12 protein-coding genes are annotated in these 14869 nt (G+C 35.1%); all 12 read right to left on the reverse strand.

All coding sequences use genetic code 11. The features are described from left to right. Positions 1–934 (reverse strand): ABC transporter permease (locus N3F66_12615; protein ID MCX8124987.1); only part of this gene is annotated, 934 nt, incomplete at its 3' end. Between the two features lie 2 nt (positions 935–936). Next, a complete protein-coding gene (locus tag N3F66_12620) occupies positions 937–1821 on the reverse strand; it encodes an ABC transporter ATP-binding protein (GenBank protein MCX8124988.1) in 885 nt (294 codons plus the stop codon). A 73-nt stretch (positions 1822–1894) separates the two neighbouring features. Further along, entirely contained in the window at positions 1895–3175 is a 1281-nt protein-coding gene (locus tag N3F66_12625; GenBank protein ID MCX8124989.1) for an ATP-dependent helicase, read from the reverse strand. 136 nt (positions 3176–3311) lie between these two features. Continuing rightward, entirely contained in the window at positions 3312–4943 is a 1632-nt protein-coding gene (locus N3F66_12630; GenBank protein ID MCX8124990.1) for a cobalamin-dependent protein, read from the reverse strand. 78 nt (positions 4944–5021) lie between these two features. Then, a complete protein-coding gene (locus N3F66_12635) occupies positions 5022–5801 on the reverse strand; it encodes a Mut7-C ubiquitin/RNAse domain-containing protein (protein ID MCX8124991.1) in 780 nt (259 codons plus the stop codon). Further along, entirely contained in the window at positions 5798–6703 is a 906-nt protein-coding gene (locus tag N3F66_12640; GenBank protein MCX8124992.1) for a cation diffusion facilitator family transporter, read from the reverse strand. The genes N3F66_12635 and N3F66_12640 overlap by 4 nt, the downstream gene beginning before the upstream one ends. Further along, on the reverse strand, positions 6696–8189 hold the full coding sequence (locus tag N3F66_12645; GenBank protein ID MCX8124993.1) for a 4Fe-4S binding protein: 1494 nt from the start codon (positions 8187–8189) through the stop codon (positions 6696–6698). The genes N3F66_12640 and N3F66_12645 overlap by 8 nt, the downstream gene beginning before the upstream one ends. Next, on the reverse strand, positions 8186–9109 hold the full coding sequence (locus N3F66_12650) for a DUF362 domain-containing protein (GenBank protein ID MCX8124994.1): 924 nt from the start codon (positions 9107–9109) through the stop codon (positions 8186–8188). Before N3F66_12650 ends, N3F66_12645 begins: the two co-directional genes overlap by 4 nt. Beyond that, positions 9106–9561 carry a DUF3592 domain-containing protein gene (locus N3F66_12655; protein ID MCX8124995.1) on the reverse strand — a complete coding sequence of 152 codons (456 nt, stop codon included), beginning with the start codon at positions 9559–9561 and terminating at the stop codon, positions 9106–9108. Before N3F66_12655 ends, N3F66_12650 begins: the two co-directional genes overlap by 4 nt. Before the next feature lie 234 nt (positions 9562–9795). Beyond that, positions 9796–12195 (reverse strand): SMC family ATPase, encoded by a 2400-nt coding sequence (locus N3F66_12660; GenBank protein ID MCX8124996.1) that lies wholly within the window; start codon positions 12193–12195, stop codon positions 9796–9798. Positions 12196–12198: 3 nt separating this feature from the next. Further along, positions 12199–13332: an exonuclease SbcCD subunit D gene (locus N3F66_12665; GenBank protein MCX8124997.1), complete on the reverse strand. Its 1134-nt coding sequence runs from the start codon at positions 13330–13332 to the stop codon at positions 12199–12201. Positions 13333–13433: 101 nt separating this feature from the next. Continuing rightward, on the reverse strand, positions 13434–14654 hold the full coding sequence (locus N3F66_12670) for a DUF2804 domain-containing protein (protein MCX8124998.1): 1221 nt from the start codon (positions 14652–14654) through the stop codon (positions 13434–13436). Between the last annotated feature and the right edge of the window lie 215 nt (positions 14655–14869).

Consider the following 14869-nt stretch of genomic DNA (forward strand, 5'->3'; position numbering starts at 1 on the left):
CTCCCTCATTCATAACCATACGTGCACCTTCCACTATGGGTGTAAGTGGCAAAAGCTGTGATACTTTCTGCACCCATGGGCGTGCACCCTCAAGTGAAAACCACACTTCTGACAAAAACATCATTGGCCACGTTATAATATTAATTAGTCCATCAGCAAACTCCTGGCTGTCGCTTCGAGAAGCAATAAGCAGTCCTAAAGAAATCATACAAAACCCACCCAGAGCAAAAACAAGAAACAGCGTGAACAATGAACCTTTGCATTCAAACCCATACAGCAATACTGTTCCAATGTATACAACTATTGTTGTTGCAAGCATCACAAACATTCTGGATAGAATCTGTGCTGTCAAAAACTCAAATGGCCTGACAGGCGCAACGCTGAAACGTTTTAATATGCCGTTTTTCCGGTACATCACAAGCACATAACCCACTCCATATAATGAGTTGAACATTGCATTCATACCCAAAATGCCGGGAAAAAGCCATTCAACATACCGTATACCTTTGCCCTTGAATGAATACTTTGAAAATATCGTATGACTGCTGCCAGCTCCTTTAAGAAGCTGTTCGGCAACATATCCGTTGGGTGAGGAATCATTTATATAGTATGTATTATTTTGTATGTCCAGTACCATATCTATTTTAAATTTATGCAAACTTGCAATTGCTTTTTCTTTAGAGGGAAATACTATAAAATCAACATATCTCATCTTTAAAAATTCTTTCAACTGTGGATTGTCTACTTCTTTTATATCAATTTTATCATAAGTAATGACACCAACTTTAAGCAGTGGTGAAGATTCGCTTTTGAAAACCACACTGAAACCAATAATAATTAAGAGTGGGAAAATAATATTCCAGCCTAATGCCGACCTGTCTCTGTAAAATTCTTTTGTGCGTGCAACAAATATTGTCCATATTCTGTATAGCATAGTTATGCCCTCAACTGCGTCCCCGTTAGTTTTAAAAAGAGATCCTCTAAATTCTGTGAGCGAACCACCATCCCAGTAATATCTACATTATTATCTATGAGCAATCGCAGGCAATCATGAGGTTTTTCCGTGTGTATCTCTATGGTATTGTTCACTGTGTACCACTCGCACTCCATCTGATGTAAAATATTTTCATCCACTATTGATGGCAGTGTTATGGTAACACCTCTGCAATGTTGGTTAAGCAAATTAATTGGCGAATCCATGGCAACAATCCTGCCATGATCCATGATTGCAACAATATCACACAGTGTTTGTGCCTCTTCCATGTAGTGTGTGGTAAGGATAATGGTTTTTCCTTTCTTTTTGATTGATTGTACTATATCCCACACATGACGCCGCGCTTGTGGGTCAAGGCCTGTAGTTGGCTCATCCAGAAACAAAAGTTCAGGGTCATTTGCCAGAGCTATCGCCAAAAGTAACCGCTGTTTTTGCCCTCCTGATATTTTCCTGTTATCTCTATCCAGTATCTCCTCAAGATAACACAGTGAAACAAGTTCATCCATTGGAGCCCTGCGTGCATATAAGTTCCTGAATGTCAAAAGAATTTCCCTAACTGTAAGATATTGCTGCAATTCAGTGTGCTGCAGCTGAATACCAACCTCCTGTTTAAAATGATGACCCCGCGGCTTTCCTTTATACAGTATTACACCACTGTCTGGTTTCTGTATCCCTTCAATAACTTCTATAGTTGTTGTTTTGCCTGCACCATTTGGGCCTAGTAAACCAAAGCAAATACCTTGAGGGATAGCAAAACTTACTCCATCAACTGCCTTGACTCCGGGGAAATATTTATAAAGATTTTTAACTTCAAGTATATAACTCATAGTTCATTATTGCTTTTAGCATATTTTAAATTAGCTGATAGTATACTATTATGAGCAATAGTATATTGACAGGTTACATGTATGATTCACATTCTTTAATAAATTGCGGCTTCTGGTCACTATAGGTTGGATGATAGAGTATATGCAAGCAGTTTTTTGCTCTGGTGAGTGCAACATACATCAAGCGACGTTCTTCTTCAATATCGGTATAGGGGTCAGGCAACAACCTGTCCTTTACACCACATAAAATCACAATATCAAATTCCAGCCCCTTTGCCGAATGTATTGTCATATATTGAATATTGCTATGATTAGTAATTCTTGATTGTAGAAAGTTGCCCTGCCAGTTGTTCCTGTAAAGCATAGCTATAGAATGATTTGTGCTATATTTTTGTGCGATAGCTCCAGCGATTGTAGCCTCCTGTTCAAAAGAGTTTACCCTGTGAAAAAATATTTTGCCTCCTTTTCCACGTACAGAGTAAACTATACGACGTGAACGGAATCTATTCTTAGAAATTAACCTGCTTGCAAGGCTCACAATTTCTTTTTTTGAACGATAGTTATTTGTCAGAGTATGCACTGTAAGCTTTTCAAAATATTTCTTTGCGTTTACAATGTATTTTACTTGTGCATCTCTAAATTTGTAAATTGATTGCCAGTCATCACCAACCATGAAAACATTAGGGTGTTGGTTGGGCAAAAGTAATTTCAAAAGTTTAAAATTATTCTCCGAAGTGTCCTGAAATTCATCTACCATTATATATTTAAAGGTATTGTGAATTGCTGCTTGCAATGAGCTATCATTAGACAAGTATTCAATTGATGTATTAATCATGTCTTCAAAGTCAATATAATTGTGTGTTTTTTTAAATTGCAAATATTCTTTTTTTATAATTTCAATTTTGGTTCTAATATCAACCGGCAGGGTAATTTTATCGCTTTTCAATAGTATTTTATATATCACTGACGATGGAATACCATAGAATTCATTGACATGCCTTTCGATAATTTCTTTCATTATAGTTTCTGAAGTTTCTTCATCAAGCACTTTGACAGAATTCATATATCGTTTAATAATATATTGTAAACAGAACGCATGAAACGTTGACGCAACAATTGCCTTACCACAACCACCAAGGCCTACTATAATCCTGCTTTTTAATTCTTCAGCAGCTTTTCGGCTGAATGTAAGTAACAGCAACTCATCTGGTTTACACAAATTTTTATTAATTAATGCAATACTTCGCTGTATAACAGTGTACGTTTTCCCACTGCCAGCTGATGCAATAACAAGGTGCGCACCACCTTCGGCATTAATTGCTTTCAACTGATTTTTATCAACTTTTAAGGACATATTTTTTAAATTTGTACTTTTTATATTATTAATACGCATGGATGCAATATTTTTTAAACCAAAACTAAAAAAATCATGTTTTTTTATTTTGTTAAAAAAGATTTATTACATTTTATTATAGGAATTAATGTGTACATTATTTTTTATTGTTCAACAACTTATGCAATGAACGCACTCTTTCATCATATCTGTTTAATTCCATTGCTCTTGTTATAGCTCCTTGGGCTTTTTCTTTTATACCTAATGCAATACAACTTTGAGCATACTTAAGCCACCCTCCATAATAATTAGGCACAATCCTGGTAACCTCGTAAAAGCTTTCCATTGCAGTTTCATAGTCAGCAATAGTAAAATGTAGTTTACCAAATCGCATATATCCCCATGGATTATCAGGCATTGTTTTTATAACCTTTGAATATAACCGTGATGCCTCAGGATATCTTTCATTATCAAGGTAATAATCACCTTCAAGGATATCGGTAACCCATGATTGGCCCACAACTTTTCTGTGCAATGCAAAATCTTTTGCTTTATACCAAGCTTTTTCTCGTAGATTATATGTATGCATCAATAACTCGTTCATCCATTCTTTAATAAAAGGTTCGTTGCGTAAAAATATACCAGCATCCTTTTTTTTAAACCATATACTATCGTCCAAAATGCCTTTTTCTTTTTGTTTTTCATACAACCTTGTTCCCGGATACAACGCTACAGGCGAAACAATACAATCACCGGGCAACATTGTATGAATAATCTTCTTAGTTTTCTTTATATCTTCGTATGTTTCATTCTCCATTCCTACCATAAGATACACTGAAAGATATACACCAACATTACGGGTTATTGTTGCAGCCTGTATAATTTTTTCTATTGTTATCTTTTTGTCATACAAGCTTAAAATCTTTTGAGAACCTGACTCAACACCGTACTGAATATGTTCCAAACCCGCTTTCTTCATTGCTATTAGCATTGCTTCATCAACTGCATCTACACGAGCTTGACAGTTCCACATCATATACAGCTTTTTTTTAATCATTTTGTGCGATAGCTCATATACCCGGTCTTTTTTTAATGTAAAATTATCATCCCTTATAGAAAAATAAATTATTCCGTATTTTTTATATAAAACTTCCAATTCATCTATCACATCATCAATATCCCTGAAACGAACTTTTCTTCCCCAAAAAGATGGCGAATCACAAAAGGTGCAATTAAAACTGCATCCTCGTGATGTTATAATATATTTATATTGTTCATTAGGATTTACACCTATACAATTTCCTCCAAATTTTGCCGGATATGGCAGCGTATGTAAGTTTACAGACTTATGCCAGTGTATTATTCGGTTATTTATTGGTTTATGTGCTTTAATTGATCGAGCCAATAACAACATTGCCTCTTCGCCTTCGCCTTCTACCACATAATCAACAGCCGGGTAGTGTGCAATAATCTCTTTTGCAAGAAATGTGGCATGTGGACCACCAAGAACAATCACAGTTTTAGGTAAAATCTTTTTGATTTTGTTTATAATTGCAAAAGTAATATGTCGGTTATGAGTATATAATGAAAAACCTATTATTTGTGGCTTTATTTCTTTTATTTTTTTTACAATATTCTCAAGACTCTCTTTAGAAAAATTTGCCAAAGTTACATCAAACCCTTTATGCGATAAATACGAAGCAATAGAAACAAGACCAACAGGAAGCAACGTTAAATAGTAATCGTTGCGATGCTCTTTTTCAACACAATATCCAAGTACTATTTTCATATATTCCTTATATTAATTTTATCGCGTTATCTCTTGACTATCATGAATTATAATAATGATGTAACTTTTGATTCTTTACTATTCTTTATGTATATCTCTGTGCGATAAAACATTTTCTATTTTTTTTGTTAGTTTTTCATAATGGCTTCCTTCCCAATATATTCTTTCACAATTAATGCATTTATAATATACTTTACACCATTCCAATACTCCGGGAGGTATTCTTGTTCTTTCTCTTTCAAACTCCTCACTATTGGCAGACAACTCAACCACTCTACCATTGCACATAATACATCGGCTAAAAGGATTAATTTTATCCCATAAATCTAACCTATCCAGGATTTCCACAATTTGCTTATGCGGACTGGTGTTGCGTACAATTAATCCTCTATCAACAATTTTTCTCATCAGTAACTGTCGGTCACGCGTAAGTAAAATACGCTTTTGATCTGCTGCTATCTGCGCTAAATCTTTATCGTCCCACTTTTCATCATATAATACATCAAATCCAAACAATCGTAAATACTTCACCAGTTTGCGTAAATGGACATCACAGATAAATGAAGGGGTACGCAGACTTTTTGGTCTCAGGCGGGTAGTACTGCTAATTTCAAATCGCTCAAATACTGGATATACGCTGATGTAATCACCATTTTTTACAATATAATCAAATCCAACGGAAATTCCATTTACAAGTATAAGGTCAACCTCAACGTGTGGCACACCTAGTGATTCAATTAAATCCTTCACGCTTCGTTTACCTTTCCAGCTTACAGAAAAAGGTACTTTTTGTTTGTCAAGGGGGAGAAAGTCATTCAGTTCTTCATAAAAGCGAATTGTTACGGTATATGGTTTCACTTTTTCTTTTTGGACGATGTTTCAAAAGGCTCTAAATGCACTATGACATCCAGCACTTTGGGACCTTTATCCAGAAGTGCATGCTTTACACTGCGTGCAATATCATGTCCATCCTGTACGGACATATTCCCATCAACCAGCACATGCAGGTCAACAAAATAACCGCTGCCAACGCGCCGTGAACGTATGCTATGTACTTCTTTAACACCATCAACATTCATAGCAATAGTATCTATTGTATTTACCTGTGTTGAAGTTGCACCTTTATCAGATAGTTCAAGTATTACAGGCTTTAAAATATCAAATGAAACTTTAATGATAAACAAAGCTACAATAACAGCACCAACATGGTCAAAAAAAGCTAAAGTTGGATGCGCCATGGCAAGTGCAACCGCAACAAGTGCTGGTATAGAACTTAATGCATCAGAACGATGGTGCCATGCATTGGCTACTACCGATGATGAGTCAATTTCTTTTCCTTTTTTCACGGTCCATCTATACAGCCATTCTTTTGATACAATTGAAATAAAAGCTGCAATGAGAGCAATAGCTTCAGGGCTTTTAATGTCAGGATCAAACGCCGTTACAATTCCGTTATAGGCAATCCCAATACCAACAGCAAATAAAGCTATTGCAATAAATGCAGTGACAATGCTCTCAATACGTTCATGTCCATAGGGGTGATCTTCATCAGCAGGGCTAGCCCAAAATTTAATTCCAATAAGCACAGCAACATCAGTAGTTAAATCTGAAATACTATGGACCGCATCAGCTACCATAGCCTGACTATGTCCCACAATACCTGCAAGTAATTTAAATAGGGAAAGCAGTATGTTTATTACCATCCCAATCCAGGTAACCTTTTTTGCAACCTTTGCTTCGTTTTGTTTTCCATTACCCATAGTGTTCTCCTATACGCAGCTTTGGCTTACGAATTACAATTGCAGACTGACCACTTACAGGGCACCTGTTTTCGCATATACCGCATCCAATACAGCGGTCCTCATGTACTACCGGTAACAATAGTTCAACGGTTACACCGTCCTTATTTTTGGCAATCGTTTTTTCAAGCGTTATTGCCTTATTGGCCACAGGGCATACTTCTTCACATACAATACAGTTTTGTGCTTGTGACCATGGAATGCAAATATCACGTATAATATATGCGGTGCCAATTACATACTTTTGTTTTTCCTTAAGCGATAGCTCCCGTATTGCTCCTGTGGGACATACATTTCCACACCGTGTGCATGTAAAATCACAGTAGCCTATGCGCGAAATCAGTCGTGGAGTGAACATACCATAAAAACCTGATTCACCTATACATGGATGCAGTGCGTTAGTAGGACACACATTCATACACTGGCCGCATCGTATGCATGCATCTAGAAATCGTGTTTCGGGTAATGCCCCTGGAGGCCGTATAATAAAGCTTTCATGTGATGCTGCAAAAAGCGATACCTTTGAAGCAGCAATCATCACTGATGATCCTGCAACAATCAATAAATCTTTTCGTGTAATTCCTTTGCAGGGAATACTGGCACTTTTGACTTTGGTAGGTGATTCAAATTCAAAAGAAATGGCATCATACTTACAGTGTTTAAGGCAATCAAAACATCTAATACATTCATGCTCAATTGTGGCAACGCCGTCAGTTGCTATCGCCCCCATACGACACCCTTTGACACATGCACCGCAGTGTACACACTTTGATGTATCTACAATTCTCCTGAAAATTGAAAAGTGGGACACCAGAGCATACATAGCCCCTAATGGACACAACACTCTACACCAAAATCGCCTCAATAATTTTGATAATGCTAAAATGATAAAAAATATCAGTGCAATCCATGCCCAGTTGTAGTAATAGAATGGATAATCTCTTGCCTGATATCCTGGCAATATCCATGACAAAGGCTCTGAGCCTATAAAAGATACAAATGGATACAGAAATAACTCATAGCTACGGTACGCAATGGTAATGGGGTCAATATATCCAGCTGCATTAAACCCTAATATTGCCACAATAATTGATGTGAGTAAAATCAAGAATTTAACTTTAGCAAATCTTTCTGGATTGGTTTTTATTTTTTCTTTTGTGACTAAAACATCAGCGGCATCTATAGTGGCACCCAGTGGACATATCCACCCACAAAAAAATCTCCCTAGCACAAATGTACCAACAAAAATTGCAATCCCTATACTTGCGTATTTAACAGTATGACTAATGATGAGCCCAATTGTGATTGAATGGATAGATAATGAAGGATAAAAACCATATTTTACATCAACAATAGGGTCATGTAGATAGATAATACTGGATATAAACACAAACCAGAATACAACCTGCCCTATTAACCTGTATAAAGACCATCGTGATGATTTCATACAGTCCTGGTTACTATTGAATAGTTATTTATATTGATACTGCCCATGCCCGATTGTGCTGCAAGATTGAGATAGCCAATAGAAGATGGTTCTATACCAAAAAGATTTTTTGCTGCATACGCATCAACTATTACCGGGTTTGTACCAAATATAACTGTTTTTGTTTCTTTGATGTCTTCAGGACTTCCTGATGATGGTCCGTGTTTGGTTAAAATTCTTAGCCCATCCAGTATTACAAGATGTACTTTCACTGCTTTATTAAAATCAACAATATTCCTGTGTAGATTAATATGATAAAAACCACGATTGCCACCAATTACTCCCATAAGGTTTTTCATGGCAAGAGTCAATTCAGCTGCGCTGTGATGTTTGGCTATGGGCATATTTATAATGCAATCTGCATTGAGTATATCCTCATACACATCAAGTGTATCAAGATTAAGGCCATCCTGCACCTTAACAGGTTTGAATTTTTCCCTGTTCATATAGACAATATCTACACCCACTTTACGTGCTACATCTTCAATGCCGCTTGAGTGATAGCACATACGAGCATTATGTACAGGCCTGTCCATAATAGCAACATGCGCTCCAGCTTTTTTGCACATTGAAGCAACTGCTTCAACCAATATTGGATTTGTAGTATGTGCACGTTCTGGTGTTGAGTTAAATCCTATGTTGGGTTTTATCACTACTTTCATTCCTTTTTTTATAAAACGTTCTATTCCACCCATCTCCTTAAAACCTTGCTCAACCATTGTAAAAATGGATTTTTGTGTTAACACTTGAGTTTTAATCACAACTAGATCAGAGTATTTTTCTGTAGCAAAGGCTTTTTTAAAGCCTGTGAGATAGTTACTGCATAATACTCCTACACTACCAAATAAAGTTGCAATGAAATTCCTTCTTGATATTTTCATGATTTTTCCTCGCTCTTTTGGGACCTTTCTTTATAAAACAAAGCTACTACTATAGCAACTATAAGTATTATTATGCCTATTACTAATGCTTGATAACTTTGCCAAGAATAACCAGGTTCTAATAAAGAGTTTTCAGGATTTTCAGGATCATAATATACTATTACTTTTTTACCAACCGGATATTCTTTTAACAAATCCTCATTTGATTTATTCATATCTTTTGCTGAGATCTGAAATCCTGTAATTTCCTCTCCATTTACTGTAAATGTATATTTTATATTAGCAAATTGTTGCCTATGACGATCCCAATCCATAAAAGATTGTGTTATAACACCTTCAGCTTTAGGCCAATATAAACTTTGCCGTGCATTTTGGATAAGTTTGATACCTACAAGTGTCAATACAGCACCAAATACAAATAAAAAAATTACTATATGCTTTTTCTGTGTCATAACAAATAACCTAAAAAAATGAAATAATTATGTAAAACTTTAATAATATCAGCTTTCCCCATAATATACTTATTTCTAACCAATCTACTTTATTAAAACATTATAAAATATTTTTTACAGCCTCCATATTATGTTAAGATAATTGATTAATAATATAAATTTTTAACATAGCTATTATACACTCATACTTTTTTTTAATTATAACGAAGGGTTTAATAAAAGTCAACTTTGTTTCTATAACCACCTGGCTAAAGAACCTTGTGGAGTTGTCTGTACGTGTAAAATTGCAGGGAATAGCTCTTTGACATCATCTATATGCGAAATAATAAAAATCTGGCGGTATTGTTCTTGTAAACTATAGAGCACATTCATTATTGCAGCTCTCCTGTCATTATCCTGGCTTCCAAAAATTTCATCAAATGCCATAAAACCCACTGCACCACTGCCACTGAAATCACGTATTGCATTGCTGATGGCAATGCGCAGACAAAGATTTGCACAGTCAATTTCACCACCTGAAAATCTATCAAGCGGATACCACTTCCCATCATCAAAAATCATAAAATTAAAATCGTCATCCACTGTGATTGACTGGTATCGGCCTTGGGTAATTTGATTAAATAAATTGCTAGCATAATGGGATATCACCGGTTTGACAGTTGCAAGTACTGAAGTTCTAAATCCATCCATAACTGCTTCAAGACGATGCAACAATTCAAGTTGCTGCTGTGCAATTTGCAATTTTTTACGGTTTTGGTTGTCTCTTTGCAATTCATTTTCAATCTGCTTTATTTCATGTTCTATTGCATTTTGTTCTAAAGTTGCGTTATTGGCTTTTTCTGCTATTGCATCCTTTTCACGGAGCAGCTTTTCATAATCAGCCTTAACTTTATTATAGGTATTTTCTGAAAAACCTAAAGTATCAAGCTCTGATTGATTTTTTTTAAGTAAAATTATAAGCTTTTCCTTTTCTTGTGTAAGCTGTACTATCCTTTTAGTAATTTCAGGGATTTCTTTAATTGATGTACTTAATTCTATATACATAGCATGACTGCTTTCAAGCTGTTTAAACTCATTTAAAACGTTTTCATAGGCACTATTATCAAATTCTATTTCTTTAAGATCCGCCAATGTAAGTTTCAAAGCATTCATAGCTTGCTGTTTCTTTTTAACCTCAAGCATTGATTTTTCAATATTTTTCTTTTTTTCATCATATCGTGCTTTTTTTTGCTGTAATTGATTTATATCATTTTCTATATTCTGTATTAGTTTTTCAGTAACTATACTTTTATCTTTTAACTCCAACTGCTCTTTGTGTAATTGTATCATTTCTTTGTGCTGGTAAGCATCAATCTCAGAAGAAAGGCGTGCAATTGTTGCATCATAAGCATCGTGCAAAGGCCTAAGGCAGGTAGGACATTCAGCATCTCTCCCCAATTTTTGTATCTGCTGAATATGCTTTTTTCTGTCCTCTATTGATTTTTGAATGCCACCTATTTGTTTTGATAGCTGTTGTAATTGTAAATTTATATCCTGTAAAGTCTTTTGAGCAAAAGCCTTTTTTTGTACATTCTCTTCAATCTCTTTTACTACTGTTTCATAATCTTTCATTTCAGATGTTTCAGATTCAATATACAACAATTTTTCAGTTACCTCGCCATTTAGTTGTTTATACTGTTCTTCAAGTTTTTGTTTTTCAATAGCTTTTATACGTACCGCCTCAAGCTCTTCTTTTAATTTTTTTACACTAATATACCGTTCCTCTTCTTTTTGTAAGTTTTCACATTGTGACTTCAATTTTTCCAAGTGTATAAGTTTATTTTGAGCTTCTTCAAGGTTACGCGTGCAATTTTCAATTTGGACAGCAATCTTTGTTTTTTGATGTACAAGTTCATTATATGCCTGATACAATTTCTGTTGATGATCAAACTCAATGCGCTTATTTTCAAATTGTTGTTGTATACGTTTTTGATTGGCTATAAGTTCTTCTAACGCTTTGATATGCCACTTGAGTTTTGAAACAAGTTTATCACATTCCTCATTTTTAGCTTTGATCTCTTCATCATTAAGAAGCATTACCTGCTGTCCCTCAATAAACTTTTTCTTTTCATTTTTGTCATCACGGATATTCTGTAAAATGTCATCAAGCATTGAAAATCCCATTATTTTGCGTATAAGCTCTCGGCGCTGTGCACCCCTTGCTTGAGATATTTCACGCAACTCACCCTGAGCAGCAAAGACTGAACGCATAAATGCTTCTTTTGGCATACCAATAATTTTTTCTATAGCACGAGATACTTCATTTGCTCCAGTAACTATCGCCCTGTCATTTTTAAATAATGTTGCCTGAGCATTTAAATTTCTTCCTCTAAACTGTCGCACAACTTTATATTCATTGTTTTCAATCTCATATACTAACTCTATCTGTACAGTTGCAGTATCTTCAGCAAAGATAGATCGAATATATTCCCTAAGTGTGGGCAATTCACCATAGAGCGCACATACAATGGCGCTAAAGAGAGTACTTTTACCACTGCCGTTTTTGCCAATTATGCCAACAAGTCCATCCTTAAATTCTATTGTTGTATTCCGGTATTGTCTGAAATTAACAAGCGTAAGTGAACGCAAAATCATATTTTAACCTTTCATTTCATTTAGTTCATCGTAATATCTTTTAAAATAAAGCATGCCCAGCTCTTCAACTGCAGTTCGCTCTTTATCATCATTGATTTTATCTTTACAGTACATTAAAAAAAGTTCCTTAATATTAATGTGTGTTGATTTACATGAGCTATCGGTGCTATGCGTTTTAAAAATTCGTTTTGGCAATACTATAAGAGCATGCTCAAACTGCTGGGCAATCCAAATATTGCTAATACCAGCGCTTTGATGCGCCTCAATATCATGCAGATAGATACTTACTATTGAGCCATCTTCAATTTTTGTTGAGTATTCCTGTATTTCTTTCTTTATGTCTTCAACAGAACGCTGATTGCATCCCTTTATATCAAAGCGCACCCAATTGCGTATTGAAATAGGAGTAAACTTTATTATTCTTTCAGTACCGATAGTTACTGTTACAAAGCCTTTTTGCCTGCCAGCTTCCCTATCGCTGAAGCGCTCTGTAGACCCACTATAGCACACATTGCTCCAGTCAGGCAAAACCTGATAATTGTGCCAATGCCCCAATGCTACGTAATCAAATGCCGTAAGGAGTGAATAATTTTTGTCAGGGAAAATACGTTCACCATACTCCTCCAAAAGATAGTCCTTTCCTAATGAAGTATGCATCAAAAGTATATTGATGCCATCTTTTGGTTGAATCATGCAAATTTGACGTGCATATTCAGCTTCATCATGAATATGAGGAAGACAATGGAAATGAATACCATTCAGCGAGAAACATTCATAGTACTGATTGTACACCGCATATACACCATCTATAGTCTGAAGTGCCTGCAAAATGGGACTAGTGTATATTGTTTTAGGTGTGCAGTGATTTCCTGCAATGACTATAAATGGAATATCTCTCTGAGTAATTCGTTTTATATGCTGTAACCCTTGAATCAGTGCACGGTTAGATGGTGATGAACGGTGAAACAAGTCACCTGTGTGGAGTACAAAATCAGGGTTACAATCTATAATGCAGTCAACTGCTGTGGCAAAAGCATTGTATACATCTGCCTCACGCTGATTTATACCCTCATTGTTAACCCTGTCAAAATCATTAAATCCTAAATGTGTATCAGATATATGAATAAATGTTAGCATAGATTACCTCTTTAGTTTGTTTGAATTTTTTTGCTATGCTTTGTCAATCAATTTGAAAATAAAAAGGCTGCACAAAGCAGCATCAATGGTATTATATATTTTTACCACTGTTGATACATCACTTCAGCAAAACCTAACATATTGTTTATAGTAATTTTTGAACCATCATCCAATATTACGTATCCAGAATAATAACCAAAAACTTTATTCAGATATGCCTGTGTCGTTATTATCTTCTTAATTTCTTTTATTGTGAATATCTCCCACAATTGTTTTAAAAAATTAATCATTTCTTTCACTGTAATATCAGAATGTAATAAATAGACCGGTTGTAATGTCATTTCAAATCGTTTATCATTACTTTTAAAAACCCATGGTTTCATATAATCATTAATATTATAGTGCCAGATTACTTTATCAAGCTTATGTACTTTACCATCATATACAATACCGTTTTCAGTAGCTTTATGATTAGCGCCAAATCCATATCCCAGATTAAAACTTAATAATTTTCCCTTTACTACACCTCCACCTGCTGCCCATAACCATTGATTAATTTCAGGCCAGGCGCCACGTCCCCAATCAAGAACACCAAATGTTGTATCATCGTTGAAATCATAATAGTTATTTCCAATTTTAATAGTTCCTTTAACCGTCAAGCTTGGAACTTTATATTCATAAAAAAATAATTCCCGTTCACTAAACGGGGTAATAATAGCCATCGCCTCTTTGCCATGTTGAGTAAATGTTAGCATTCCAGAAATAATTTTTTCTTTATCTTCATTATCAAAATAAAATTGTGCAATTCTTTGATTTTTGATTTTTTTTATCACTACTGAGGATTTACCTTTTATAAATTCAAGTACATCATAAGTATTTGATGGGAACCGTATCTTATTGGGTCGTACCATTAATGTTATATTAGCAATCTGCTTATTGTTCTTTATATCAAATAGTTCTATGCTACACATACCAACAGTAGCGATGTCTGATATTGTTATTCCACCACAATAGTTTGTATTATAAAAAGTATAATGTTCCCATTTTTTAATGTGCTTCTTATCAGCTTTAATATTTTGTTCATTATATATTATCAGTGGATTTCGGGACCACCCAGCTACATTCAAGTCCCCTGAACTATTTAATAAGTTCACTTGCTTCTTGATTTCTATTTGTTTCGATATACTATTATCTGGTATTTGTATTGGTCTAATATACTTCCCATGTTGGTCTTTAAGTAATCCAGATTTTGCGTCATCACAGTACTGAATGGTACTGCATATAACCAAGATAACCAATACAATTAATAATTTTTTAAACATATTGAGTACTCCTATGAAAAAATGATATCACCACTTTCATTTGTGACCTGATTCAGGTTATACACTCACTCTGTCATTCAGGACTTGATTCGGAATATTCATTCACGCTGTCATTCCGAGCTTGGTCCGGAATCTTGTTTACATTCAGATGTTGAATCAAGTTCAGCATGACTTATCGTGGTGTCATTCCGGGCTTGGTCCGGAATCTTGTTTAC

The organism is Spirochaetota bacterium (genome assembly GCA_026414805.1).
Lineage (GTDB): Bacteria > Spirochaetota > UBA4802 > UBA4802 > UB4802 > UBA4802.

Excerpts from the sequence above, each read along its gene's own strand:
- N3F66_12620 (MCX8124988.1), bottom strand. The coding sequence starts at position 1,821 with ATGAGTTATATACTTGAAGTTAAAAATCTTTATAAATATTTCCCCGGA.
- N3F66_12625 (MCX8124989.1), bottom strand. The coding sequence starts at position 3,175 with ATGTCCTTAAAAGTTGATAAAAATCAGTTGAAAGCAATTAATGCCGAA.
- N3F66_12630 (MCX8124990.1), bottom strand. The coding sequence starts at position 4,943 with ATGAAAATAGTACTTGGATATTGTGTTGAAAAAGAGCATCGCAACGAT.
- N3F66_12640 (MCX8124992.1), bottom strand. The coding sequence starts at position 6,703 with ATGGGTAATGGAAAACAAAACGAAGCAAAGGTTGCAAAAAAGGTTACC.
- N3F66_12645 (MCX8124993.1), bottom strand. The coding sequence starts at position 8,189 with ATGAAATCATCACGATGGTCTTTATACAGGTTAATAGGGCAGGTTGTA.
- N3F66_12650 (MCX8124994.1), bottom strand. The coding sequence starts at position 9,109 with ATGAAAATATCAAGAAGGAATTTCATTGCAACTTTATTTGGTAGTGTA.
- N3F66_12655 (MCX8124995.1), bottom strand. The coding sequence starts at position 9,561 with ATGACACAGAAAAAGCATATAGTAATTTTTTTATTTGTATTTGGTGCT.
- N3F66_12660 (MCX8124996.1), bottom strand. The coding sequence starts at position 12,195 with ATGATTTTGCGTTCACTTACGCTTGTTAATTTCAGACAATACCGGAAT.
- N3F66_12665 (MCX8124997.1), bottom strand. The coding sequence starts at position 13,332 with ATGCTAACATTTATTCATATATCTGATACACATTTAGGATTTAATGAT.
- N3F66_12670 (MCX8124998.1), bottom strand. The coding sequence starts at position 14,654 with ATGTTTAAAAAATTATTAATTGTATTGGTTATCTTGGTTATATGCAGT.